Source organism: Pseudomonas sp. GW822-FHT05A08 (assembly GCF_058800485.1).
On the sequence record NZ_CM179511.1, the window covers coordinates 1,321,843 to 1,346,822 of the forward strand.

The window sequence follows — 24,980 nt, forward strand, 5'->3', positions numbered from 1 at the left end:
CTTCGCTTTCCTCCGCTTTGGCACCTTAATCACCCCGATCAATAGTGCTGGGCGTTGCCTGGGGTACGGAATATTATCGCCATCATAAGGCCGTCGGTGTACCCGCCCGACTTGCCATTTCCCGCGATTAAGACCGTCAGCCCTGGAGTACCGCATGCCCGTTCAAGCCTTGTTCAAACCCTTTCAGCTGGGTGCCCTGGAGCTGTCGAGCCGGGTGGTGATGGCGCCGATGACCCGCTCGTTTTCCCCGGGTGGCGTGCCGAACTCGAAAGTCATCGAGTACTACCGTCGTCGCGCCGCGGCCGAGGTCGGCCTGATCATCACCGAAGGCACCACGGTCGGGCACAAGGCCTCCAACGGCTATCCGAACGTTCCGCGCTTTTATGGCGAAGCGGCCCTGGCCGGCTGGAAGAAGGTGGTGGACGCGGTGCACGCCGAAGGCGGCAAGATCGTTCCGCAGCTGTGGCATGTGGGCAATGTGCGCCGCCTGGGCACCGAGCCGGACGCCAGCGTGCCGGGTTACGGCCCGTCGGAAAAACTCAAGGACGGCCAGGTGGTGGTCCACGGCATGACCCGGGACGACATCGGCGAAGTGATCGCCGCCTTCGCCCAGGCCGCCAAGGATGCCCAGGACATCGGCATGGACGGCGTGGAGATCCACGGCGCCCACGGTTACCTGGTCGACCAGTTCTTCTGGGAGGGCAGCAACCAGCGTACCGACGAGTACGGTGGCGACCTGGCCCAGCGTTCGCGGTTTGCCATCGAGCTGATCCAGGCCGTGCGCGCCGCGGTGGGCCCAGGCTTCCCGATCATCTTCCGTTTTTCGCAGTGGAAGCAGCAGGACTACAGCGCCCGCCTGGTCCAAACCCCCGAGGCCCTGGGCGAGTTCCTCAAGCCGCTGGCGGACGCTGGCGTGGACATCTTCCACTGCTCCACCCGGCGTTTCTGGGAGCCGGAGTTCGAGGGTTCCGAGCTGAACCTGGCCGGCTGGACCCGTCAGCTCACCGGCAAGCCGACCATCACCGTGGGCAGCGTCGGCCTCGACGGCGAGTTCCTGCAGTTCATGGTCAACACCGACAAGGTGGCGCAGCCGGCGAGCCTGGAAAAGCTCCTGGAGCGTCTGAACAACGACGAATTCGATCTGGTAGCGGTAGGGCGCGCGTTGCTGGTGGACCCGGACTGGGCGCAGAAGGTGCGGGACGGTCGCGAGCAGGACATCCTGCCGTTCAGCCGTGAGGCGTTGATGACGCTGGTCTGAGTGCAGCCGGGAAACGTTATCGCGAGCAAGCTCGCTCCTACAACGGGCACTGTCTATGTAGGGGCGAGCTTGCTCGCGATGTTTTCAGGGCAACAAGCGCCCCTCAGACACCACCACTTCTTCCGTGCAAGCGCCGCGCAGCTGGGTTTCAAACTGCTCGATGATCGCCGCCCAGCCCTGGCGGCTGGCGTGCTGGCGGGCATTGAGGCGCACTCGGCGCAAGGTCTCGGGTTCTTCCAGCAGCCAGCTGGCGGCATCGCAGAACGCACATTCGTCCCCGGGCATCGCCAGCACACCGTTGTAGCCATGGCGAATATGCTGGGCCGCCGCAGCCTGGTCGTAAGCCACCACGGCCAGCCCCGAGGCCAGGGCCTCGAGCACCACGTTGCCGAAGGTTTCGGTCAGGCTCGGGAACAGGAACAGATCCCCCGACGCGTAGTGACTGGCCAGCGCTTCGCCGCGCTGCGAACCGCAGAACACCGCGTCCGGCAACTCCTTCTGCAGGACCGCGCGTTGCGGGCCATCGCCCACCACGATCAATTTCATGGACTGCTGTGGATAAGTGTCCTGCAGCTGAGCGAAGCAGCGTTTGAGCAGGCCCAGGTTCTTCTCCGGCGCCAGGCGGCCAACGTGAATCACCGCGATATCGTCGTTGCCCAGCCCCCAGCCTTGGCGCAGTTCGTTGAGGCGCTTGGCCGGGTGGAACAGCTGGCTGTCGACCCCGCGCGACAGCAGCGCCAGGCGTTCGAAGTTGCGCCGCTCCAGCTCCAGGCGCTGGCTGGCGCTGGGCACCAGGGTCAGCTTGGAACGGTTGTGGAACCAGCGCAGGTAGTGGGTCAGCAGGCGGGTCAGCAAACCCAGGCCGTACTGGCTGGAGTACTGCTGGAAGTTGGTGTGGAAACCGCTGACCACGGAAATCCCCAGGCGCCGCGCCGCCCGCAGCGCGGACAGGCCCAGCGGGCCCTCGGTGGCGATGTACAGCACATCCGGGCGATGACGTTTCCAGCGCCGCAACAGCTTGTGCATCGACGACTGGCCCCATTGCAGCCCCGGATAACCCGGCAGCGGCCAGCCACGGCACAGCAGCAGACCCTCGTCGCTGATCCGGCTCTGATCGGCGCCCTGACGTGGGCGGATCAGTTCCACCTGGTGTCCACGGGCGCGCAATCCATCGCACAGGCGGCCAAGGGTATTGGCCACGCCATTGATTTCCGGTGGGAAGGTTTCGGTGATCAGAGTGATATGCAGAGCTGTCGTCATGGCCTCAGTGTCAGCCGAGGCCATGTCGTCATTGTGACGTTGCGATGATGGATTTGTGACCCGCTCAGCGTTGCTGGGCCACCAGGCTCTCCGCGCCGCGCTCACGCACCCAGAACAGCGTCGCCCCGGCCACCGCCGCCGGCATCATCAGGATGTTGACCACCGGGATCAGCAGCACCAGATAGACGATCCCGCCAAAGCTCATGCTCTGCCAGCGCTTTTCCCGCAGCCAGGCGAGCATCTCGTTCCAGCCCAGCTTGTGGTTGTCCGCCGGGTAGTCGATGTACTGGATCGCCATCATCCACACGCCGAACAGCAGCCACAGCGGCGCGGCCACCAGGTTCACCACCGGAATGAAGGACAGGATGAACAGGCCGATGGCCCGCGGCAGGAAATAGCCCAGCTTGCGCATTTCCCGGGCCAGGGTGCGTGGGATCATGGCCAGCAGTTCGGCCCAGCTGAAGGGCGGGAAATCGTCGGTGCCACGGACCACCACTTCGACTTTCTCCGCGAGAAACCCGTTGAAGGGCGCGGCAATCACGTTGGCCAGCATGGTGAAGGTGAAAAACACCATCAGCAGCACCAGCACCACGAACAGCGGCCAGAGGATGTAGCTGAGAAAGCTCAGCCAGTCCGGCAGGGACGGCATCAGGGTGTCGACCCACAGGCTGAACTGATGGCCGGCGAAATAGATCAATCCGACGAACAGCACCAGGTTGATGGCCAGGGGCAAAAGGACGAACAGACGCAGGCCGGGGCTGAGCACCAGCTTGAGGCCTTCGCGCAGGTATTGCGGGCCGGACAGAACGGGGGCGGGCATAAGGAGCTCCGTGCAAGGGGAAAACGCGCCGACCTTACCGGCTTTGCCCCACCGGCGAAAGCGCGGTCGTTAGGTCGACATCAACTGTAACAAAGGCGCCGGTAAATACGCCGATACCGGATAGAGACCTCCTATGAGCTGGATTGTTAAACCGTATTTCCTTAATCTTCGCCCCCTCTATACGCTGCACCCATTATTTTTCGGACGGGCGAACCTGAAGCCTTCCCCAAGTGCTTTCGCCGTCCTTTTTTATTCCAGCCGGCAATCCGGCGTTCCGCGCCAGTGATCCGGGCCGGTCGATAGGAGTGAGTCATGTCTGATGTACGTCATTCGCGTGTGATTATTCTCGGTTCCGGCCCTGCCGGTTACAGCGCCGCGGTCTATGCCGCCCGCGCCAACCTGAAGCCGCTGCTGATTACCGGCATGCAGGCCGGCGGTCAGCTGACCACCACCACCGAAGTCGACAACTGGCCGGGCGACGTCCACGGCCTGACCGGCCCGGCGCTGATGGAGCGCATGCGTGAACACGCCGAGCGTTTCGAGACCGAAATCGTCTTCGATCACATCAATGCCGTGGACTTCGCCGCCAAGCCTTACACCCTGACCGGCGACAGCGCGACCTACACCTGCGACGCCTTGATCATCGCCACCGGCGCCAGCGCCCGTTACCTGGGCCTGCCTTCGGAAGAAGCGTTCATGGGCAAAGGCGTGTCGGCCTGCGCGACCTGCGACGGTTTCTTCTATCGCAACAAGCCAGTGGCCGTGGTCGGTGGCGGCAACACCGCTGTCGAAGAAGCCCTGTACCTGGCCAATATCGCCAGCAAGGTCACCCTGATCCACCGTCGCGATACCTTCCGCGCCGAGAAGATCCTGATCGACAAGCTCAATGCCCGGGTTGCCGAAGGCAAGATCGAACTCAAGCTGAACGCCAACCTGGACGAAGTGCTGGGCGACAACATGGGTGTCACCGGCGCGCGCCTGAAGAACAACGATGGCAGCTTCGACGAAATCAAGGTCGACGGTGTGTTCATCGCTATTGGCCACACCCCGAACACTTCGCTGTTCGAAGGCCAGCTGGAGCTGAAGGACGGCTACCTGGTCGTGCAGGGCGGCCGTGAAGGCAATGCCACCGCCACCAGCATCGCAGGCATCTTCGCCGCCGGCGACGTGGCCGACCACGTGTACCGCCAGGCCATTACCTCGGCCGGCGCCGGTTGCATGGCCGCCCTGGACACCGAGCGTTACCTGGACGACCTGCAGAACGCTTGATTCTCAGACCGTTGCAATGAAAAAACCGGCCCAGGCCGGTTTTTTTGTGTCTGTTGTTTCCGTAGGAGCGAGCGGGCGGCGATCCGACTTGCCCGCGATAGGCTCCACGCGGTCTATCTGCAGCACCGCGTTGTCTGGATCGCGGGCAAGCCTCACTCCTACAGGTCAGCGGCGCTTGAGTGGTTGCTGGGCAAACTTCACGCCCGCCAGGCCATGGGCGATCAGCGCGCGGATATTGCCATGGTCGCTGCCTTCAGGGGTGGCCAGCACCGAGCGGTAATGCTCACCGAACGCCAACAGCGCTTCTTCGTCGCTCAAGCCTTCCAGCAGGGCCAGGCCCAGGGTCTTGCACGAACCTTCGTTCTGCCCGGCGGCGTTTTCCACGCCACCGTTGTTGAAGGCCTGTGGCTGGTAATCGTAGCCGGCGGCGATAAAGGCCAGGGTGTCGGCGAAGGCGTGCTCGCCGCTCTTGAGGCTGGCGCGCAGGGTGTTCAGGTCAGTCATGGGGTTTTCCTTTGGCGAACGCTGCTTGCTGCTCGGCGCTGGCTTCTTTCTGGTAGAGGTTCTTCCACTCGGCGTAGGGCATGCCATACACCACTTCACGGGCGTCATCGAGGCTGACCTCGATCTGGCGCTCGTCGGCCTCGGCCTTGTACCACTTGGACAGGCAGTTGCGGCAGAAGCCGGCGAGGTTCATCAGGTCTATGTTCTGCACGTCCTTGCGGCTGTCCAGGTGCGCGACCAGGCGGCGGAAGGCGGCGGCTTCGAGTTCCAGGCGTTGTTGGGGGGTCATAGGTCTCTCTGAGACAGCTTCAAGCGGCAAGCTTCAAGCTGCAAGATGGATTGCGGTGGCTGGAAGTTTACAGCTTGAAGCTTGCCGCTTGTAGCTAGCGGCTCGCTGCAAGCGTGATCGACACCGACTCGGCGAAACGCAGGGCGTGGGGTTTGTCGACTTCGACCTCGGCGTACAGCACCGATTCGTTGGCCATGATCAGATCGAGGATTTCCTGGGTCAGGCGCTCGAGCAGGGCAAAGCGGTTGCCCTCCACGTGGGCGATGATTGCCTTGGTGATGGTGCGGTAGTTCAGCGCATGGTCGATGTCGTTGTCGCGCACGGCTTCCTGCGCGGCATACAGGATGGTCAGGTTGATCAGCACATCCTGCTTGTTGAGGATCTCGTCCTCGTTGATTCCGATGAAGGTTCGCAGGCACAGGTCCTTGACCCGGATGCGAGCCATTCCTGGCTGAAGTTGTGGCATTGCTACTTGCTCCGTCCGATCAATTGCAGGAATTCCTGGCGCGTGGTGCTCGAATCGCGAAAGGCGCCGAGCATCACCGAAGTGTGCATGGTCGAGTTCTGCTTCTCGACACCGCGCATCATCATGCACATGTGCTGGGCTTCGACGACCACCGCGACGCCGGCGGCCTGGGTTACCCGCTGCACCGCGTCGGCGATTTCCCGCGTGAGGTTTTCCTGGATCTGCAGGCGGCGGGCGAACATGTCGACGATCCGGGCGATCTTCGACAGGCCCAGCACCTTGCCGGTGGGAATATAAGCCACATGGGCCTTGCCGATGAAGGGCAGCAGGTGATGTTCGCACAGGGAGTAGAGTTCGATGTCGGCGACTATGACCATTTCATCGTTGTCGGAGGCGAACAGCGCGCCATTGACCACCTCATCCACCGACTGGCTGTAGCCATGACACAGGTACTGCATGGCCTTGGCCGCGCGTTGCGGGGTGTCGAGCAGGCCTTCGCGCTCGGGGTCTTCGCCGAGACCCTTGAGGATCTCGCGGTAGTGCTGGGGCAGGGAAAGCGTCATGCAACGTCCTCGCGGGAAGCCTTACTTGAGGTGCCGCCCGCCGTTGACGGTCAGGGTCGTGCCGGTGACATAAGGGTTGTCGAGCAGATAACGCAGGCTCTGGTAGACCACCTCGCAACCGGGTTCGATGCCCAGGGCGGACTTGGCCAGGGCCTTGGCGCGGTACGCCGCGTCGTCGTCGGGATTGAACATTAACAGAGCCGGGGCGATGCCGTTGACCTTGATTGTCGGGGCATATTTCGCCGCGAAGGACAGGGTCAGGCTGTCGAGGCCGGCCTTGGTGGCGCAATAGGCGATGTGCTTGCTGCTGCCGCGGCGCGTGACGTCGTCGCCGATGTGCACGATGTCGGCGGGGCTGGAGCGCCGCAGCAGGTCCGCGCAATGCAGGTTGATCAGGTAGGGCGCGAGCATGTGCACGCTGAACATGTCGGCGAAGGCCGCGCTTTCCTGGCCGGGCGTTTCCTCCAGCCATTGCGAGGCGTTGTGCACGATCGCCCGCAGGCTGTCGGTGTGCTCGTGCAATTGGCTGATGAAGGCCTGGATCCCGGCTTCGCTGGAGAAGTCGGCGAACAGGGCAATCGCGCCACGCTCGCGCAAGGCCTGCACGCCGGGGCGTTCGGTGCGATAGCTGATGATCACCCGGTGACCGTCTTCCAGCAGGCGCAATGCGCAATGCAGGCCGACACGCTGGCCGGCGCCGGTGATCAGGATCGAGGCAGGGGAAGTAGTCATGAACGGCTCGCGTCGCAGGTAGAGCAAAACTATACCAGCGCGGGGCGGGGTTCGCCCAAGCCGCTGCAGGAGCGAGCGGGCGGCGATCCGACTTGTCCGCGATGATGGTGCCGCGGTCTGTCTGGCAGACCGCGTTATTGCTCATCGCCGGCGAGCCGGTGCTACACGTGGCTCTGTGGGGAAGGTGCTGCCGGCAGCGGACGGGGCGGCGTGCTGTTCAGCCACCCGGACAACAGGCGGGTGGACAGCGGAATGAACCAGTAGACCATCAGCGGCGTCAGGGCCAGGGTGCTGACGAGCACGCGCGGCGCCAGGCTGAGTTCGCCCAGCAGCGGGCTGAGGATGAAGTTGAAAATCAGCGACACCGGGAAGAACGCCAGCCAGATGGCCACCGCCTGCTTCCAGCGCGGAGGGCGCTGGCCGGCCGCGCCGAACCAGCCGTCGATGCCGCTGACCCGGTGTTCATGGGGATGGGCGAACAGGTCGCTGCCGCGGGCCAGCCAGGCGGTGCGCGAGGCGGAGTGCTCCCAGACGTGCAGGGTCTGCTCGTCGGCGAAGCGGAAGATGATCTGGAATTCGTCATCGTCGGGCGGCGGAGCGAGCACGCCGGAGCCGAGATAACCGGGGAAGTCGGTGGCCAATTGTTCGCCTTCGCGCAGCCAGGCGATCAGGTCCTGGTAACGGCCATCGGCGACACGCCGGGCGACCATCAGGGTGACGGGTGAGGTAGACATTATGTATCTCCGTAAAACCAATGCGCTGCCTGGGTAAGGCCGTACGCCGGACGCAGCACCGGGGTGTTGGGCTGCGTCTTGAAAGCAAGCAAGGATTATTCCTGATTGTGACAAATACACCAGAGGCAGCGGTCGCTTTGCCCTGTGTTGAAGAACTGTCACCGATGGGGAGTAGAATGGCCGTCACTTTATCCATCGGTGTTTTCTGCCCAGATGCCCGTTATTACTGAACTTTCCCGCCCGACACAGCCCCTCGACCAACCCTCGCAGGACGATCTGTTTCCAATCCGGGAAGTTTCACGGCTCACGGGGATCAACCCGGTGACCCTGCGGGCCTGGGAGCGTCGTTATGGATTGATCCAGCCGACGCGCACCGAAAGTGGGCATCGTTTGTATTCGATGCACGATGTCGAGACGGTCCGCGAGATCCTCGGCTGGATCGATCGGGGTGTCGCGGTCAGCAAGGTCGGCAAGATCCTCGCCAAGACCCGGGCCGCCCGCGAGGCGCCGCAGGCCATGCCGGGCGACAGCGCATCGGGCGATTACCTGCAGTGGCAGGGGCAACTCAAGCGGGCGGTCGGCGGCTTCGACGAGCCGCACCTGGAGCGGCTGTACGGCCAGATCTTCTCCAGCTATTCGCTGTCGGTGGTGTTCCAGGACATCCTCATGCCGTTCTGGCGGCAGCTGGCGCAGCACCAGGAACCTTACGGCCACACCAGCGAATGGCTGTTCTTCGATCACTTCCTGCGTTCGCGGGTCTCCCAGCGCCTGCTGTTGCAGCGCGGCCAAGCGCTGCGCCCGGTGCTGCTGGCGGCGCTTGCCGAGCAATGCCGGGAGCTGGAATTGCTGGTGGCGGCGCTGATGCTGGGCAGTGCCGAGTTGGAAGTCCGGGTGTTGGCGCCGGGGCAGCCGTTCGACGAGCTGACCCTGGTCTGCGAGAAGATCAAGCCCCAGGCGCTGGTGCTGTTTTCCAATCACGCGCCGGCGCCGGAGCTGCCTCGACGCTTGAACCGCATGGCGCTGACCCTGGAGTGTCCGCTGATGCTGGCGGGAGACGTCGCCGAGCTGGCCCAGGACAGCCTGAGCGCTTCGCCGGTGGGCTGTCTGGGGAGTGACGGGCGTTTGATGATGCAGCGCCTGCGGCAGTTTCTCAGCGGTACGCTCGATACCTGAACTCATGCCCAGGCAGCCAAAAGCTGCGATTTCAGATGTGCAGGTTGGGGTGTGCCAGGCGGTGCTGTTGCAGGATGAACTGGCGCAGGCGCTCGGTTTCATCCGTGTCGCTCTGGTTCAACCGATAGGCATAGAAGCCGGCGTCGGTCTGGCGTTCGAGGCGGCCGCGCAGGGCGATGCGCTCGTAGCCCGACGGGCTGAACCACTGGGCGAACTGCTTTGGCGCTTTGGCCCGGTTGTGGATTTCCAGCAACACGCTGTTGAACGACACCTCATGCACCCACAGCGCAGTGGGCTGCCCCTTGGCGTTTTCCAAGGCCACCGGCTCCGCCAGCGTCAGGCGCCAGGGGCGGACCCTCGGCCCATCCTCGAAGATGCTCGGCACGCCCAGGCGCAGATGCAGCGCGTGGAACTCGTCTTCCACCAGGTGCAGGGGAAAGGTCATCTGCTGGTTTTCAAAGTGCGCCTGAATGGTCACTTGCTCATTGGCCGCCAGGCGGGTGAGCAGGTCGCGGATCTGTGAACCCCCATTCACCAGCAGGCTCGAGTTCGCATCCCGCACGTTGAGTTGCGGGTTGTGCTGCATGGTCTGAATGAAGTCCAGTTCATCCTGGGTGAGGAGAGCGTCACGGCGCATGATGTTGCTCGAAGGGGAAGATGACAAAATCATTGGTGATTAAGCGTACTGACAACTAATTCGACATCTTGTTAGAGCCGCTCGTCGCCTGGAAAGCGGCGAGTTCCGCGCGGGTTTCGGCCAGCTCCTTTTCCACCTGCGCCAGCCGTTGCTGGGCCTTGACCTGGACCGTCACATCTTTCTGCACCCCGACAAAATAGGTCAACTGGTCGCTTTCGTTGAACACCGGGGTGATCGACAGTTCGTTCCAGAAGTGGCTGCCGTCCTTGCGGTAGTTGCGCAGCACCTGGCGGCAGGGCTGGCCGCTATCCAGGGCCTGGCGAATCAGCGGGATTGCCGGCTGGTCCCGGTCGCCCGACTGGAGAAAGCGGCAATCCTGGTACAGCACCTCGTCGGCGCTGTAGCCGGTGAGCCGTTCGAACGCCGGGTTCACGTAGATGATGATGTTGTCTTCGCCTTCCTGTTCGGCCACGACAATCCCGTCGTTGGAGGCGTTGATCACCAGTTGCAGCAGATGGGCGTTGATCATCGGAGGCTTTCCGCAGTCGATCGGCAGGTGGCGGCAATTCTAAGACATGGCGCGAAGCTGTCCACTGGCCATTATGGGTAAATCACGCTACAAGGCTGGATTTTTTCGTGCAACTGTTAATATCCCAGTCTTTTACTCAGCTTCAGGATCAGATTGATGAAAGTCGCCATCCTTTCCGGCACGGTGTACGGCACGGCTGAAGAAGTCGCCCGGCATGCCGCCAAACTCCTCAATGCCGCAGGTTTCGAGGCCTGGCACAACCCGCGCGCGACCCTGGCGGATGTCCAGGCGTTCGGCCCCGAGGCGTTCCTGGCCGTGACCTCGACCACCGGCATGGGCGAGTTGCCGGACAACCTGTTGCCGCTGTATTCGGCCATTCGCGATCAACTGCCGGCGGCCTGGCGCGGTTTGCCCGGCGCGGTGATCGGCCTGGGCGATTCGAGCTATGGCGACACCTTCTGTGGCGGTGGCGAGCAGATGAGCGAACTGTTCGCCGAACTGGGCGTGCGTGAAGTGCTGGCAATGCTGCGCCTGGACGCCAGCGAAAGCGTGACCCCGGAAACCGACGCCGAGCCTTGGCTGGCCGAGTTGATCAGCGCTCTGCGCGGCTGACCGGCCGCTCGCGCAGCAGCGCCAGCCAGGCTTGCGCGGCCTTGGACAGATAGGCGCCCTGGCGCCAGATGAAGGCGATGTCCCAACGCAGGTAGTCGGGCGCTTGCAGCGTCAGGCGTACCACGCCGGGCCGCACCAGGCCGCGCGCCACCACGCTGGGCAACAGCACCACGCCTTGCCCGGCGGCCACCAGGGCGGCGAGAAAGTCCGCCTGGCCGCTGCGGCCACCTTCCTTCGGGGTGAACCCCACCTGCTGACAGGCCTGCAACAGCCGGTCGTTGAGCACGAAACTGCGCTGATAAAGCAGGAACGGCGTGTCCGCCAGTTCCTCCAGGCGCACCTGGGCCTTGATCGCCAGTGGATGATCGGCCGGTAGCAAGGCATCCAGAGGTTCGTCGCAGAAAGGCTGGTAGGCGAAGGTCGGGTCCTTGGGCGTCAGGCTGCCGCCGATCTCCAGTTCGCCGTTGAGCACCGCCTGCTCGATATTCAGGCTGCCGCCTTCAAGCAACTGCACGCTGATGTTCGGGTAGCGCCTGCGGTACTCGGCGAACAGGCCGGCGAACAGTGCGTCGCTGCCCAGCAGGGGCAGGCCCAGACGCAATTCCCCGCGGGCCAACAAGCTCAGGTCGTCCAGCTCGCTGAGCAGCTCATTGCGCAGGCGCAGCATGCCTTCGGCGCGTTGCAGCACCACGCTGCCGGCGGCGGTGAGATGAATGTGCGAGCCCTGGCGATCCAGTAATGGCGTGCCCAGGCTCTGTTCCAACTGGGCGATCTGCTTGCTCACCGCCGACTGGCTGATATGCAGGGTCTTGGCGGCCTGGGTGAAACCGCCCTGGTGAATCACTTCGACAAAACTGCGCAGTTGTTTGAAGTCCATGTTTTGGGTCCGTGCTCTTAATTCCATTCTGGAATGGCTTCTAGTCTAACAATTCGCTTCGGTGATGGCAGGCGCTTGCCTAAAATGCAGGCCTGCGAGGACCGAATTCCATGAACGCTTCCACCTTGAAACACCTGGGTCGCCTGTTATCCGAACTGGCGGTGTTGCTGGCTATTTATCTGTTCGGCTGCCAGTTGGCCGGGTGGCTGGCGTGGCCGATTCCTGGTGGGGTGATCGGCCTGGCCCTGCTGCTGTTGGCGTTCGCCCTGGGCTGGGTCAAGCCGGCGGCGCTGCAAATGGGCGCGGGCCTGCTGATGGCCGAGATGCTGCTGTTCTTCATTCCGGCGCTGATGAGCCTGCTGGACTACGGTGGCCTGCTGCGCCAGGACGGCTGGCGGATCCTGCTGGTGATTGGCGCCAGTACGCTGATGGTGATGCTGGTCACCGCGTTCACGGTGGAATGGGTGTGCCGCTGGAGAATGCGCCATGACGCTTGAGCCCATGCCGATGTTCTGGCTGCTGCTGACGCTCGCGGCCTATCTGTTCAGCCGCTGGATCTACCGGCGCACCGGGCGCTACCTGCTATCGCCGCTGATCCTGGTGCCGGCCCTGTTGCTGGCGATCGCCGTGCCGCTGCACACCGCCTATGCCGAATACGCCGCCAATACCCATTGGCTGATGCTGGTGCTGGGGCCGGTCACCGTGGCTTTCGCAGTGCCGATCTGGCAGCAGCGGCAGCTGTTGGCGCGGCATTGGTCGGCCTTGCTCCTGGGCATGCTGGCGGGCAGTGCGGCGTCCATCGCCAGCTCCTTCGGCCTGGCGCGGGTGCTGGCCCTGGACAGCTCGGTGACCCTGTCGCTGGTGCCGCGTTCGATCACCACGCCCTTCGCCATGCCGCTGGCCCATGATCTGGGCGGCGTGCCCGAACTGACGGCGGTGTTCGTGATGTTCACCGGGGTGTTCGGCGCCATGCTCGGCGGTGTCCTGCTCAAGTGGCTGCCGCTGCGCAGCGCCCTGGCTCGCGGTGCTTTGTTCGGGGTCGGCGCCCACGGCGCGGGGGTCAGCCGCGCCCATGAAGTCGGCGGCGAAGAGGGCTCGGTGGCTGGGTTGGTGATGGTCCTCACGGGCCTGCTGAACCTGTTCGCCGCCCCTTTACTGGCGTCGTTGCTTTGACGTTTGACCTGTGCCGATTGCAACTAAAATGACCACTGACCCGCTCGGTCAGTAAGCTGGCTGCAAAGGCAACTACCCGAACCCGGGTGGCTGACTAGACTGATCCCCACGTCCGAAAAAATAATAAAAACTGCCGTCACTGAGGTCCTTGCCGTGAGCCTATCCTCCGTTCAATCGACATCGAGTGTGAAAGACCAGGTCAGCACCGCCGAATGGCAAACCCGCGTCGATCTGGCCGCCTGCTACCGCCTGGTGGCGATGCATGGCTGGGACGATCTGATCTTCACCCACATCTCCGCCAAGGTCCCTGGCACCGAAGATTTCCTGATCAACCCGTTCGGCCTGATGTTTCATGAGATCACCGCCTCCAGCCTGGTGAAGGTCGACCAGGCCGGCAACAAGCTGATGGACAGCCCCTACGAGATCAACCCCGCCGGCTACACCATCCACAGCGCCGTGCACGAAGTGCGGCACGATGTGGCCTGTGTGCTGCACACCCACACCGCGGCCGGGGTCGCGGTGTCCGCGCAGCAGCAGGGGGTGTTGCCCATCAGCCAGCAATCGCTGTTCGTGCTGTCGAGCCTGGCCTATCACGCCTATGAGGGCGTGGCCCTGAACCACGAGGAAAAGGCCCGGCTGCAGGCCGACCTCGGCGACAGCAATTTCCTGATGCTGCACAACCACGGTCTGCTGACCTGTGGCGGCACCATCGCCGACACCTTCCTGATGATGTTCACCTTCCAGCGCGCCTGCGAGATCCAGGTGCTGGCGCAGAACGGTGCGGCGCAACTGATCGCCATCGAGCCGCAGATTCTGGCCGGGGCCAAGGCGATGATCGCCGGGGTCACCAGAAGCGCTCAAGGCATGGGCGGCGCGCTGGCATGGCCGGCACTGCTGCGCAAACTCGATAAACAAGACGCGGGTTATAAACTCTGATGCCTATGGCCGAGATTCCTCTGTGCGTGTGGCGCAAGCGCGGACATAGCTTCGCGTTTCGCGGCCATGCCATTCGCTACTGGACCGCGGGGCAGGGCGAGCCGCTGCTGCTGATCCATGGTTTTCCCACCGCCGCCTGGGACTGGCATTACCTGTGGCAGCCCCTGGCGCAGCGCTATCGGGTGATCGCCTGCGACATGCTGGGGTTTGGCGATTCGGCCAAGCCGCGGGACCACGAGTACAGCCTGCTGGAACAGGCGGACCTGCAGCAGGCCTTGCTCGAGCATCTGGGGGTCGATAGCCCCGTGCATCTGCTGGCCCACGACTATGGCGACAGCGTCGCCCAGGAAATGCTCGCCCGGCACTACGAAGAGCGTTGCAACATGGCCAGCTGTGTGTTCCTCAACGGCGGCCTGTTTCCGGAAACCCATCGCCCGGTGCTGACGCAGAAGCTGCTGCTCAGCCCGCTGGGCTGGATGCTCGGCCGCGCCTTCAGCCGTGAGGGCCTGGCCAAGAGTTTCAGCCAGATTTTCGGCCCGCAGACCCGGCCCAGCGAAAGCGTGCTGGATGACTTCTGGAGCCTGGTGGAGGCCAATAACGGCCCGCGGATCCTGCATAAATTGATCGGCTACATTCCCGAGCGCCGGGTGCAGCGCGACCGTTGGGTGAGTGCGATGCAGCGCGGCGAGGTGCCGCTACGGGTGATCGACGGCGCGGTGGATCCGATTTCCGGGGCGCACATGGTCGAGCGCTACTGCCAACTGATCCCCGCCCCGGATACCGTGCTGCTGGCCGGGATCGGTCACTACCCGCAGACCGAGGCCCCGGTCCAGGTGCTCAAGCACTATCTGGCCTTTCGCGAAAGCCTGGAGTTTCCACCGCGAAAACTGGCCTGCTCCTGAGCGCCCCGCGTTGTCCGTGGCTACCGCGGTTCTGCGGCCTTGGCCTGTGCATGCCAGACGTCGATGCGGCCCACGCCGTGGTTCCCCCTCGATCATCCCCCTGCCTTATTGCGCACCATTCAGCTTCAGCCGTGTTTATTGTGACCGCCAGCCGCGTGCCTGACACTCGAAGCCATTGTCCGTCTGTTGTCCATCTGGCCTGTGGGAGTTCGGTATGAGTGAGTCTGTGCGCTTCGAGAATAAAGTCGTGATCGTCACCGGTGCCGGCGGCGGTCTGGGGCAGGCTCATGCATTGCTGTTCGCCCGGCACGGGGCGAAGGTCCTGGTCAACGACCTGGGCGGTTCGACCCAGGGCGAGGGCGCCAATGCCTCGGCGGCCGACCGGGTGGTGGCGCAGATTCGCGAAGCCGGCGGCATCGCCGAGGCCAACCACGATTCGGTGACCGACGGCGACAAGATCGTGCAGAACGCCCTGGATGCCTTCGGCCGGGTGGATGTGCTGGTGAACAACGCCGGCATCCTGCGCGACAAGACCTTCCACAAGATGGAAGACGCCGATTGGGACCTGGTGTACCGCGTCCATGTCGAAGGCGCCTACAAGGTGACCCGCGCCGCCTGGCCGCACATGCGCGAGCAGGGTTATGGCCGGGTGATCTTCACCGCGTCCACGTCCGGCATCTACGGCAACTTCGGCCAGTCCAACTACGGCATGGCCAAGCTCGGCCTCTACGGCCTGACCCGCACCCTGGCCATCGAAGGTCGCAAGAACAACATCCTGGTCAACGCCATCGCGCCAACCGGCGGCACGCGGATGACCGAAGGGCTGATCCCGCCCCAGGTGTTCGAGCAACTCAAGCCGGAACTGGTCAGCCCGCTGGTGGTGTACCTGGGCAGCGAGAACTGCCAGGAGACCTCCGGCCTGTTCGAGGTCGGCGGCGGCTGGATGGGCAAGGTGCGCTGGGAGCGCAGCCTGGGCCTGGGCTTCGATCCGCGTGAAGGTTTTTCCCCGGAAGATGTCGCCGCCCACTGGCAGCAGATCTGCGACTTCGAGGGCGCGGCGCACCCCAAGGACAACATCGAAGCCTTGAAAGAGATGATGCAGAACCTGCAGAAATACGCGATCTGAAGCAGCGCCCGCCAACCCGAACAGCCGCGGCCTGCGCGGCTGTTCGCCTTATGCCTTCATCACTGCCTTTGGCCTGACCCTGGTGCTGTCAGTCCATCGCCTGTTGCAGCGTTTCCATTGCCACGGCGAGCAGACATCTTGAGTATCGACTTGGCTTTCTACCGGGCATAAAAAAGGCCGCTGCAAGGCAGCGGCCGAAGGAAGACGTTAGATCAAGGAGCAACAAATCAACGTCAGTGAACACCCGGTGAAGATCTGAATATCGTTGCTTCAAACCTTCTGAATCCTCTTGCCCCCAAGGTGGCGTGATCACACCTCTGGGCGACTCTGCGTGGCTGTTTGCCGTGAGAGCGAGGCCAGAATAAGGGCTGGCTGTGCAATGAAAAATAGCGATTGTGGACAAGGACTGTTACAGCCTGGGCAATAGTAGTGCACGTCGCGCGGACATGCCCCGCAAGGGCGCAATCCATCCACCTGATACCCATCCATCCAGCCCGTCGATGCACCGCGCAAAGGTCCGAATGGCGGGGGCATTCATCCTTTCGAACGACAACGCGAATACCTCCTTGGTGCGCTTATCGCTCCTGTGCGCCGGCAGTAGGGTGAGGCCTTCTGTCACTCACCGGGGAAGACGCATGACAAAAACAACAATGCGCGCCATCTTCACACCGCGGGCGCTGGCCGTCGCGGTGGCCTTGGGGGGCTGCGCCCAGGCGCAAGCCGTTTCATTCAACATCGGGGAGATCGAGGGGCAGTTCGATTCTTCGCTGTCCATCGGCGCCAGCTGGGGCATGCGCGATGCCGACAAGGACCTGGTGGGTGTGTCCAACGGTGGTCGCGGGCAGTCTTCCACCGGCGACGACGGGCGTCTGAATTTCAAGAAGGGCGAGACCTTTTCGAAGATCTTCAAGGGCATCCACGACCTTGAACTGAAGTACGGCGACACCGGCGTCTTTGTCCGTGGCAAATACTGGTACGACTTCGAACTCAAGGACGAAGACCGCGAGTTCAAGCCCATCAGCGACCACAACCGCAAGGAGGGCGCCAAGTCGTCCGGCGGGCAGATCCTCGATGCCTTCATCTATCACAACTACTCCATCGCCGACCTTCCGGGCACCGTGCGCGCCGGCAAGCAGGTGGTCAGCTGGGGCGAAAGCACCTTCATCGGCAACTCGATCAACAGCATCAACCCGATCGACGTCTCGGCGTTTCGCCGCCCGGGTGCCGAGATCAAGGAAGGCCTGATCCCGGTGAACATGCTGTTCGCTTCCCAGGGCCTGACCGACCAGCTGACCGTGGAAGGTTTCTATCAGCTGGAGTGGGACCAGACCGTGGTCGACAACTGCGGCACCTTCTTCGGCAACGACGTGGTGGCGGACGGCTGCACCACTGGCTACACCGTCGGCAGCCCGGCGATCCGCCCGCTGCAACCGATTGCCGCGGCGTTCGGCCAGGGCTTCACCGTGGCCCCCGAAGGCGTGGTGATCGGCCGCGCCGGCGACCGCGATGCCCGCGACTCCGGGCAGTGGGGCACCGCCTTGCGCTGGCTGGGCGACGACACCGAGTACGGGCTGTACTTCATGAACTACCACGCGCGCACCCCGACGGTTGGCACCATCACCGCCGGGAGCAGCACCCTGGCGAGCATCCCGGGGATCGTCAGCACCGCCAACCGTATCGCCCCGGGCACCGGTTCGGCCCTGGCCCAGAGCGTGATGCTCGGGCGCGGCCAGTACTACCTCGAGTACCCGGAAGATATCCGTCTGTATGGCGCCAGCTTCTCCACCACGCTGCCCACCGGCACCGCCTGGACCGGCGAGATTAGCTACCGGCCCAACGCCCCGGTGCAGATCAACACCAACGACCTGACTCTGGCCCTGGTCAACCCCATCGCCGGTGGCCTGGCGTCGCCGGTGCGGACCTCGGCGGGCGCCGACAACACCGGTTACCGGCGCAAGGAAATCACCCAGGTCCAGAGCACCCTGACCCAGTTCTTCGACCAGGTGCTGGGCGCCGACCGCCTGACCCTGGTGGGCGAGGCGGCGATCGTGCATGTCGGTGGCCTGGAGTCGAAAAGCCAGCTGCGCTACGGCCGCGATTCGGTCTACGGCCAGTACGGTTTCGGTGGCGATACCGACGGTTTCGTCACCGCCACGTCCTGGGGTTATCGCGCCCGGGCGATCCTCGATTACAACAACCTGATCGCCGGGATCAACCTCAAGCCCAACCTGTCCTGGTCCCACGACGTCAACGGCTACGGCCCCAATGGCCTGTTCAACGAAGGCGCCAAGGCGGTGAGCCTCGGGGTCGATGCCGACTACCGCAACACCTACACCGCCAGCCTCAGTTACACCGACTTTTTCGGCGGTGACTACAACACCCTCAAAGACCGCGACTTCCTCGCGTTGAGCTTCGGCGTGAACTTCTGATCCGGCCCTGAAGAAGGACAACTTTATGCGCAAGACGATTTTGCAATGCGGCGCCCTGGCCTTGACCCTGCTGGCGGCCAACGTGATGGCGGCGGTCACCCCGCAGGAAGCGGACAAGCTCGGCACCAGCCTGACCCCGCTCGGCGCGGAAAAGGCCGGCAATGCCGACGGCTCGATCCCGGCCTGGACCGGCGGTATCGGCAAGAACGCCGGGGCGGTGGATGCCAAGGGCTTCCTCGCCGACCCGTTCGCCAACGAGAAGCCGCTGTTCACTATCACCGCGGCCACTGTCGACAAGTACAAGGACAAGCTCTCCGACGGCCAGGTGGCGATGTTCAAGCGCTACCCGGAAACCTACAAGATCCCGGTCTACCCGACCCACCGCACGGTCGGCCTGCCGGCGGACATCTACGAGTCGGCCAAGCGCAGCGCGCTGAACGTCACCTCGATCAACGAAGGCAACGGCCTGGCCAATTTCACCGGCAACCGCTACTACGCCTTCCCGATTCCGAAGACCGGCGTGGAAGTGCTGTGGAACCACACCACCCGTTATCGCGGTGGCAACCTGCGCCGGATCATCACCCAGGCCACGCCGCAGACCAACGGCAGCTACACGCCGATCCGTTTCGAGGAAGAGGTGGCGGTGCCGCAGCAGATCCCCGACCTGGACCCGGAGAAAGGCGCCAACGTGCTGACCTTCTTCAAGCAGGCGGTGACCGCTCCGGCGCGCCTGGCCGGTAACGTGCTGCTGGTGCACGAAACCCTCGACCAGGTGAAGGAGCCGCGCCTGGCGTGGATCTACAACGCCGGCCAGCGCCGTGTGCGCCGCGCCCCGCAAGTGGCCTACGACGGGCCGGGCACCGCCGCCGACGGCCTGCGCACCTCGGACAACTTCGACATGTTCTCCGGCGCGCCGGACCGCTACGACTGGAAGCTGGTGGGCAAGAAGGAGATGTACATCCCCTACAACAGCTACAAGCTGGATTCGCCGAGCCTCAAGTACGACGACATCATCAAGGCCGGGCATATCAACCAGGACCTGACCCGCTACGAGCTGCACCGGGTCTGGGAAGTGGTCGGCACGGTCAAGCCGAGCGAGCGGCATATCTATGCCAAGCGCCACATGTACATCGACGAGGACAGCTGGCAGGTGGCGCTGGTGGACCACTACGACGGGCGTGGCCAGCTGTGGCGGGTGGCCGAAGGGCATGCGCAGTTCTATTACAACGCCCAGGTGCCGGCCTACACCCTCGAAGCGCTGTACGACATCATCGCCGGGCGCTACCTCGCCCTGGGGATGAAGAACGAAGAGAAGCACAGCTTCGAGTTCGGTTTTGCCGCCAAGGCCGCCGACTACACTCCGGCCGCCCTGCGCGCAACCGGCGTTCGGTAAGGCCCGGGATACAAACGATGGCAAAAGGCGACCGATCGGTCGCCTTTTTTATGGGCGCGGATCAGCGTGCTGAATACTTCTCAACAAGCACCGGCGACAAGGCTAGGGTGGGGGCACGCAGGCTAAAACTATAAAAAGGCACGCCGCAATGACCGCCATGACTCCCTGTCCTGGATTCCTGCCCCGTTTGTCCTCCCATCACCTGGCCCGCAGCCGTCTGAGTGCCCCGCTCCTGGCGTCGCCCGCCCGGGTGAAACTGCTCTGTGCGCCGGCCGGCAGCGGCAAGACGGCCCTGCTCGCCGAATGCCTGTTGCAGGCGCCGCCCGGGTGCCGGGTGTGCTGGTTGCCCCAGGCCGGGGCCGCGCAGACACCGCTGCAATTGTGCGGCGAGCTGGCGCGGGCGCTGGGCCTGGCCGTATCGGACGAAGCTGCCGTGCTGGACCATCTGGCGCAGGTGCAGACTCCGACCTGGCTGTTCCTCGACGACTATTGCCGGGTCGCCGCGCCGCCGCTGGACCTGCTGCTCGACCGCCTGCTGGCGATCAGCAACCCGGCGCTGACCTGGTGGCTGGGCGGCCGCCGCCGGCCGCAATGCAACTGGCCGCGGCTGCTGCTCGACGACCAGCTCTACGAATGCACGGGGCCCGAGCTGGCGTTCACCCAGGAGGACATCGCGCGACTGCTGCAACAATTGCCGCAGCCTTTGTCGATCCACACCGCCAGCCGGATTTTCCAGCGCAGTGCCGGCTGGTGCGCCGGGGTGCGCATCGCCCTGCTCGAAGGCAGCGAGCTGGTGGCCACGCCATGCCGGCAGGGGCGGCCCAATACCCTGCTGGAATACCTGGAGTACGAACTGTTCAGCGTGTTGCCGGCGGAGCTGTCCGAGGTCTGGCATGTGCTGGCGCACCTGCCGCGCTTCAATGCGCCGTTGTGCGAGCACCTGTTCGGCGCCGGGGAGGGTGCCCAGTACCTGCGGACATTGCAGGAACTGGGCTGCTTCATCGAACCCTGGGAGGCTGCGCCGGAGTGGCTGCAAGTGTTCGCGCCCCTGTCCCGGCTGATGCGCGACGAGCCCTGGCCGGCGGGACGCTCCTGGCATCGCCGTGCCTGCCAGTGGTTCGCCGCGCAGGAGGACTGGCAGGCGGCGTTCGAGCAGGCGTTGCTGGCGCAGGAATACGAAGTGGCGGTCAGCCTGTTGCAGCACTTCAGTTTCGAGCACCTGTTCGAGCAGCAGAATGTGGTGTTGCTGTTGCGTTTGCATGAGCAGCAGGGCGAGGAACTGCTGCTCGGCAGCCCGCAGTTGGTCGGGCTGTTGACGGCGGCCTTGCTGTTCGCCGGGCGTTTCGACCAGGCGCAACACTGCGTGGCGCAGATGGCGCGTTTCACGCCGCAGCCGACGGCCTCCGGGCAGCGGCAACTGGTGGCGCTCTGGCAGGCGCAGCAGGGCTGGCTGCTGCATCTGCAAGGGTTGATGGAACCGGCGCGGATGCATTTTCTCGAGGCGCTGACCGAACTGCCGGCCCATGCCTGGCCGACCCGCCTGCTGTGCCTTTCGGGCCTGACCCAGCAGGCCTTGCTCCGGGGCGAACTGGACGTGGCGCAGATGCTCAACCGCGAGGCGCTGTGCCTGGCCCGGGCCCAGGGTTCATTGCTGTTCGAAGCGCTGCTGGAGCTGGACCATGCCCAACTGCTGGAGCAGCGTGGGGTGCCCCACAGGGCGCAGAGCCTGCTGGACGATGTGCAGCAATTGTTGAGTCGCCAGGCTTATCGGGTCGGCCCGCTGCTGGGTCGTATCGCCTTGCGCCAAGGGCGCCTGGCCTTGCGCCAGGGGCAGGCGGAACAGGCCGCCGGGCACTTCCAGAGCGGGCTCGAACGCTGTCTGCTCAGTCACGACAAGCGCGCCCTGTACGGGTTTCTCGGCCAGGCGTTCCTGGCCGCCAACCAGGGTGACTATGCCCACGCGTTTGTGCGCCTGCGCGATGCCGAGCGGCTGATGCAGCAACGGCAGATCCCGGACACGGTGTACCGCGCCGTGCTGCTGCAGGTCAGCAGCGTGTTCTGGTTGCAACAGGGGCGGCCAGAACTGGCCCAGGAGGCCTTGAGCCGGGTGCTGCGTCACTACCGCGGGCCCCAGGCGCGCCAGGCGCCACCGGCCACCCTCGAGCTGATTCCGCGTATCGAGTACCTGCTGGTGCTGGCCGAGGTGTACCAGCAGCGTGCCGAGGCACCGGTGGCAAACTTGCAGCGCCTGCTCGAACAGGCCCGGCAACGGGGCATGCTGTGCCTGCAGACCGAGTTGCACCTGGCCCTGGCCGAGGTCGCCTTTGTGCTGGGGGATCGGGCGTTGTCCGCCGGGGCCCTGCAGGAGGGGCTGGAGCTCGGTGCCCGGTGCAACCTGCACCAGGCGCTGCATGAATTGCGTCTGCGTCAGCCGCGGATGTTTGACGTCCAGCCGGTGGCCGAACCCGAAGCGCCCATGCCGCTGCTGGCGGCAGGGGAGAGCCCGCTGAGCCAGCGGGAACTGGAGGTGCTGCAACTGATCGCCCTGGGCAGCTCCAACCAGCAGATCGCCGAGCAATTGTTCATTTCCCTGCACACGGTGAAGACCCATGCGCGGCGCATTCACAGCAAGCTCGGGGTGGAGCGCCGCACCCAGGCCGTGGCCAAGGCCAAGACGTTGGGATTGATGTAGTGGTCGGACAGATATCAGGGCCGCCACTCTGACAACGCGGCCTCCCGCCAAACCGCGCGGCCCGCTTTGACGACGGCTACGCCGCCGATCGCAGCCTTCGGCAGCGGCTACAGAGGTCGGGGTTGTTGTAGCCGCTGGCGCAGCCTGCGATCGGTCGCGCAGCGGCCGCAAAACCTGACGGCGCGGTGCATCTGCTAAACCGCGTGGCCCTCTTTTACGACGGCTGCGCCGCCGATCGCAGCCTTCGGCAGCGGCTACAGAGGTCGGGGTTGTTGTAGCCGCTGGCGCAGCCTGCGATCGGTCGCGCAGCGGCCGCAAAGCTGACGATTGGATGGATCCGCGTCTAGGGTTGGTAACCCATGCGCCAGCTCACCGCCTGGGACGCGGCCAGCAGGCGTTGCGCCGCCGGGCCGTTTTCGTCGGCGTGGAACAGCGAGGTCGGGCCGACCACCGTCAGCACGGCGGCGACCTTGCCGGTGGCGTCGAACACCGGCGCCGACAAGGCATCCACGCCGGGCATCAGCAGGCCGTGCACATGGTGCAGGCCGCGCTGGCGGATCTGCTCGCACAGGGCGGCATAGGCCTGCTCGTCCGCCAGCGCATGGGGTGCGTGGGCCTTGAGTTCCTGCTCGCGCAAATCGACGGTTTCGCGATTCGGCAGGTAGGCGCCGAACACCAGCCCGGTGGACGAGCTGAGCAAGGGCAGCACCGAACCCAGTTGGGTCACCACCGTCACCGCGCGCACGGCCGGTTCGATATGCACCACGGTCGCGCCCTGGTTGCCCCATACCGCGAGGAAGCAGGTCTCGTTCAATTCATCGCGCAACTCGGCCAGGGGCAGGGCGGCGACCTTCAGTACATCCATGCTGCCCAGCGCGGCCATGCCCACCCGCAAGGCCTCGCGGCCCAGGCCATAGTGGTTGGTGGCAGTGTTCTGTTCGGCGAAACCACTGGCGATCAGCGCTTGCAGATAACGGTGGACCTTGCTCGCCGGCATCTGCACATGTTCGGCCAGGCGCGACAGCGAGGTCGCCGGCGACAGCTCGGCCAGAGCCTTGAGGATGTCGGTGCCGACCTCGGCCGAGCGGACTTTCTGTTTACCGTTGCTGTCGCTGGTGCTGCGCGGCTTTTCCATGGAGGCGGTGTGATCCCGGGACGAATGGGCGTCTTTATAGCTTGACGGTCAATACCAATCAAATTACGTTATCCGTAATTGGATTACGATAAAAATAACGCAGGCGTGCCGAGAGCTCTTCCCATGGAGTCGCTGGCCGCTGCCAACTCCACTTCCAGGAGGCTCCATGAACCTCGATTCCACGGTGTCCGGGCTGGCGTACCAGTCGGGCTTCGGCAACCAGTTTTCCAGCGAGGCCCTGCCAGGCGCCTTGCCCGTCGGCCAGAACTCCCCGCAAAAAGCCCCTTACGGCCTCTACACCGAACTCTTCTCCGGCACGGCCTTCACCATGGCCCGCAGCGAGGCGCGGCGCACCTGGATGTACCGTATCCAGCCATCGGCCAACCACCCGGCCTTCGCCAAGCTGGATCGCCAGCTGGCAGGCGGGCCGCTGGGCGAGATCACGCCCAACCGGTTGCGCTGGAACCCGCTGGATATTCCGAGTGAGCCGACCGACTTCATCGACGGCCTGGTGAACATGGTCGCCAACTCGGCAGCGCAGAAACCCGCCGGGATCAGCATCTACACCTACCGTGCCAACCGCTCCATGGAGCGGGTGTTCTTCAACGCCGACGGCGAGTTGCTGCTGGTGCCCGAACAGGGCCGCCTGCGCATCGCCACCGAGCTTGGGGTACTGGAAGTCGAACCGCTGGAGATCGCGGTATTGCCCCGCGGCCTGAAGTTCCGCGTCGAACTGCTGGACCCGCAGGCGCGCGGCTATATGGCCGAAAACCACGGCGCGCCCCTGCGCCTGCCCGACCTGGGGCCGATCGGCAGCAACGGCCTGGCCAACCCGCGGGACTTCCTGACCCCGGTCGCCCACTACGAAGACCTCAAGCAGCCGACGACCCTGGTGCAGAAATTCCTCGGCGAGCTGTGGGGCTGCGAGCTGGATCATTCGCCGCTGAACGTGGTGGCCTGGCACGGTAACAACGTGCCGTACAAATATGACCTGCGCCGTTTCAACACCATCGGCACCGTCAGCTTCGATCACCCGGACCCGTCGATTTTTACCGTGCTGACCTCGCCCACCAGCGTGCACGGCCTGGCCAACCTCGACTTCGTGATCTTCCCGCCGCGCTGGATGGTGGCCGAGAACACCTTCCGGCCGCCGTGGTTCCACCGCAACCTGATGAACGAATACATGGGCCTGATCCAGGGCGCCTACGATGCCAAGGCCGAAGGCTTCGTGCCCGGCGGCGCTTCGCTGCACAGCTGCATGAGCGCCCACGGCCCGGATGGCGAAAGCTGCACCAAGGCCATCAACGCCGAGCTGCAACCGGCCAAGATCGACAACACCATGGCCTTCATGTTCGAGACCAGCCAGGTGCTGCGTCCGAGCCAGTTCGCCCTGGAGTGCCCGCAATTGCAGAACGACTACGATGCTTGCTGGGCCTCGCTGCCCGCCACCTTCAACCCGAATCGGAAATAA

General features: G+C 64.3%; 25 protein-coding genes. 13 read left to right on the forward strand and 12 right to left on the reverse strand.

Annotation, left to right across the window (positions count from 1 at the left end):
• Window positions 1–154 precede the first annotated feature (154 nt).
• Window positions 155–1,258, forward strand: a complete 1,104-nt coding sequence (locus AC3RCP_RS05905; RefSeq protein ID WP_492569261.1) for an NADH:flavin oxidoreductase — start codon at window positions 155–157, stop codon at window positions 1,256–1,258.
• An 84-nt stretch (window positions 1,259–1,342) separates the two neighbouring features.
• Here AC3RCP_RS05905 and AC3RCP_RS05910 read toward each other — a convergent pair whose 3' ends face one another.
• Together AC3RCP_RS05910 and cysZ are read right to left on the reverse strand one after the other, a co-directional pair.
• Window positions 1,343–2,542, reverse strand: coding sequence for a glycosyltransferase family 4 protein (locus tag AC3RCP_RS05910; RefSeq protein ID WP_492569262.1), 1,200 nt, complete (start codon window positions 2,540–2,542; stop codon window positions 1,343–1,345).
• 40 nt (window positions 2,543–2,582) lie between these two features.
• A complete protein-coding gene (cysZ, locus tag AC3RCP_RS05915) occupies window positions 2,583–3,338 on the reverse strand; it encodes a sulfate transporter CysZ (RefSeq protein ID WP_007929836.1) in 756 nt (251 codons plus the stop codon).
• Between the two features lie 312 nt (window positions 3,339–3,650).
• Between cysZ and trxB the strand changes: the two genes are divergently transcribed.
• Window positions 3,651–4,607 (forward strand): thioredoxin-disulfide reductase, encoded by a 957-nt coding sequence (gene trxB / locus AC3RCP_RS05920; protein WP_007929833.1) that lies wholly within the window; start codon window positions 3,651–3,653, stop codon window positions 4,605–4,607.
• A 165-nt stretch (window positions 4,608–4,772) separates the two neighbouring features.
• On the opposite strand, the gene AC3RCP_RS05925 is transcribed toward trxB, so the two are convergent.
• From AC3RCP_RS05925 to AC3RCP_RS05950, 6 genes are all read right to left on the reverse strand, one after another.
• On the reverse strand, window positions 4,773–5,111 hold the full coding sequence (locus AC3RCP_RS05925; protein ID WP_053259665.1) for a HopJ type III effector protein: 339 nt from the start codon (window positions 5,109–5,111) through the stop codon (window positions 4,773–4,775).
• Window positions 5,104–5,400 (reverse strand): DUF1244 domain-containing protein, encoded by a 297-nt coding sequence (locus tag AC3RCP_RS05930; protein WP_053259666.1) that lies wholly within the window; start codon window positions 5,398–5,400, stop codon window positions 5,104–5,106. The genes AC3RCP_RS05925 and AC3RCP_RS05930 overlap by 8 nt, the downstream gene beginning before the upstream one ends.
• Window positions 5,401–5,494: 94 nt before the next feature.
• Complete coding sequence (folX, locus tag AC3RCP_RS05935; protein ID WP_007929829.1) at window positions 5,495–5,866, reverse strand: dihydroneopterin triphosphate 2'-epimerase; 372 nt, start codon at window positions 5,864–5,866, stop codon at window positions 5,495–5,497.
• Between the two features lie 2 nt (window positions 5,867–5,868).
• Window positions 5,869–6,429, reverse strand: coding sequence for a GTP cyclohydrolase I FolE (folE, locus tag AC3RCP_RS05940; protein ID WP_007929828.1), 561 nt, complete (start codon window positions 6,427–6,429; stop codon window positions 5,869–5,871).
• 21 nt (window positions 6,430–6,450) lie between these two features.
• A complete protein-coding gene (gene folM / locus AC3RCP_RS05945; protein WP_492569266.1) occupies window positions 6,451–7,161 on the reverse strand; it encodes a dihydromonapterin reductase in 711 nt (236 codons plus the stop codon).
• 161 nt (window positions 7,162–7,322) lie between these two features.
• Complete coding sequence (locus AC3RCP_RS05950) at window positions 7,323–7,895, reverse strand: antibiotic biosynthesis monooxygenase (RefSeq protein WP_053259667.1); 573 nt, start codon at window positions 7,893–7,895, stop codon at window positions 7,323–7,325.
• A 213-nt stretch (window positions 7,896–8,108) separates the two neighbouring features.
• Between AC3RCP_RS05950 and AC3RCP_RS05955 the strand changes: the two genes are divergently transcribed.
• Window positions 8,109–9,068 carry a MerR family transcriptional regulator gene (locus AC3RCP_RS05955; protein WP_492569268.1) on the forward strand — a complete coding sequence of 320 codons (960 nt, stop codon included), beginning with the start codon at window positions 8,109–8,111 and terminating at the stop codon, window positions 9,066–9,068.
• Between the two features lie 31 nt (window positions 9,069–9,099).
• Here AC3RCP_RS05955 and AC3RCP_RS05960 read toward each other — a convergent pair whose 3' ends face one another.
• Together AC3RCP_RS05960 and AC3RCP_RS05965 are read right to left on the reverse strand one after the other, a co-directional pair.
• The gene (locus tag AC3RCP_RS05960) at window positions 9,100–9,705 is read right to left on the reverse strand and encodes a hypothetical protein (protein WP_101336860.1); all 606 of its coding nucleotides are present in this window, start codon (window positions 9,703–9,705) and stop codon (window positions 9,100–9,102) included.
• A gap of 55 nt (window positions 9,706–9,760) precedes the next feature.
• The gene (locus AC3RCP_RS05965) at window positions 9,761–10,234 is read right to left on the reverse strand and encodes a PAS domain-containing protein (protein WP_007929819.1); all 474 of its coding nucleotides are present in this window, start codon (window positions 10,232–10,234) and stop codon (window positions 9,761–9,763) included.
• Window positions 10,235–10,390: 156 nt separating this feature from the next.
• Here AC3RCP_RS05965 and AC3RCP_RS05970 point away from each other — a divergent pair, with 156 nt between their 5' ends.
• Window positions 10,391–10,846 (forward strand): flavodoxin, encoded by a 456-nt coding sequence (locus tag AC3RCP_RS05970; RefSeq protein ID WP_492569270.1) that lies wholly within the window; start codon window positions 10,391–10,393, stop codon window positions 10,844–10,846.
• On the opposite strand, the gene AC3RCP_RS05975 is transcribed toward AC3RCP_RS05970, so the two are convergent.
• Entirely contained in the window at window positions 10,827–11,723 is an 897-nt protein-coding gene (locus AC3RCP_RS05975; protein WP_007929807.1) for a LysR family transcriptional regulator, read from the reverse strand. The two genes, AC3RCP_RS05970 and AC3RCP_RS05975, sit on opposite strands and share 20 nt — an antisense overlap.
• Window positions 11,724–11,833: 110 nt before the next feature.
• Here AC3RCP_RS05975 and AC3RCP_RS05980 point away from each other — a divergent pair, with 110 nt between their 5' ends.
• From AC3RCP_RS05980 to AC3RCP_RS06015, 8 genes are all read left to right on the forward strand, one after another.
• A complete protein-coding gene (locus AC3RCP_RS05980) occupies window positions 11,834–12,220 on the forward strand; it encodes a CidA/LrgA family protein (protein ID WP_101336861.1) in 387 nt (128 codons plus the stop codon).
• Window positions 12,210–12,896 (forward strand): LrgB family protein, encoded by a 687-nt coding sequence (locus tag AC3RCP_RS05985; RefSeq protein WP_007929805.1) that lies wholly within the window; start codon window positions 12,210–12,212, stop codon window positions 12,894–12,896. The genes AC3RCP_RS05980 and AC3RCP_RS05985 overlap by 11 nt, the downstream gene beginning before the upstream one ends.
• 153 nt (window positions 12,897–13,049) lie before the next feature.
• Window positions 13,050–13,832, forward strand: a complete 783-nt coding sequence (locus AC3RCP_RS05990; RefSeq protein ID WP_007929804.1) for a class II aldolase/adducin family protein — start codon at window positions 13,050–13,052, stop codon at window positions 13,830–13,832.
• Entirely contained in the window at window positions 13,832–14,734 is a 903-nt protein-coding gene (locus tag AC3RCP_RS05995; protein WP_101336862.1) for an alpha/beta fold hydrolase, read from the forward strand. Before AC3RCP_RS05990 ends, AC3RCP_RS05995 begins: the two co-directional genes overlap by 1 nt.
• Window positions 14,735–14,948: 214 nt before the next feature.
• Window positions 14,949–15,860 (forward strand): SDR family oxidoreductase, encoded by a 912-nt coding sequence (locus AC3RCP_RS06000; protein WP_101336863.1) that lies wholly within the window; start codon window positions 14,949–14,951, stop codon window positions 15,858–15,860.
• 635 nt (window positions 15,861–16,495) lie between these two features.
• Complete coding sequence (locus AC3RCP_RS06005) at window positions 16,496–18,289, forward strand: DUF1302 domain-containing protein (RefSeq protein ID WP_009042224.1); 1,794 nt, start codon at window positions 16,496–16,498, stop codon at window positions 18,287–18,289.
• A 25-nt stretch (window positions 18,290–18,314) separates the two neighbouring features.
• Window positions 18,315–19,682 carry a DUF1329 domain-containing protein gene (locus AC3RCP_RS06010; protein WP_101336864.1) on the forward strand — a complete coding sequence of 456 codons (1,368 nt, stop codon included), beginning with the start codon at window positions 18,315–18,317 and terminating at the stop codon, window positions 19,680–19,682.
• A 148-nt stretch (window positions 19,683–19,830) separates the two neighbouring features.
• Entirely contained in the window at window positions 19,831–22,374 is a 2,544-nt protein-coding gene (locus tag AC3RCP_RS06015; protein WP_492569273.1) for a LuxR C-terminal-related transcriptional regulator, read from the forward strand.
• Window positions 22,375–22,717: 343 nt separating this feature from the next.
• Here the strand turns inward: AC3RCP_RS06015 and AC3RCP_RS06020 are convergent, their stop codons facing one another.
• Window positions 22,718–23,509 (reverse strand): IclR family transcriptional regulator, encoded by a 792-nt coding sequence (locus AC3RCP_RS06020; RefSeq protein ID WP_007930806.1) that lies wholly within the window; start codon window positions 23,507–23,509, stop codon window positions 22,718–22,720.
• Between the two features lie 166 nt (window positions 23,510–23,675).
• Here AC3RCP_RS06020 and hmgA point away from each other — a divergent pair, with 166 nt between their 5' ends.
• On the forward strand, window positions 23,676–24,980 hold the full coding sequence (gene hmgA, locus AC3RCP_RS06025; protein WP_492569275.1) for a homogentisate 1,2-dioxygenase: 1,305 nt from the start codon (window positions 23,676–23,678) through the stop codon (window positions 24,978–24,980).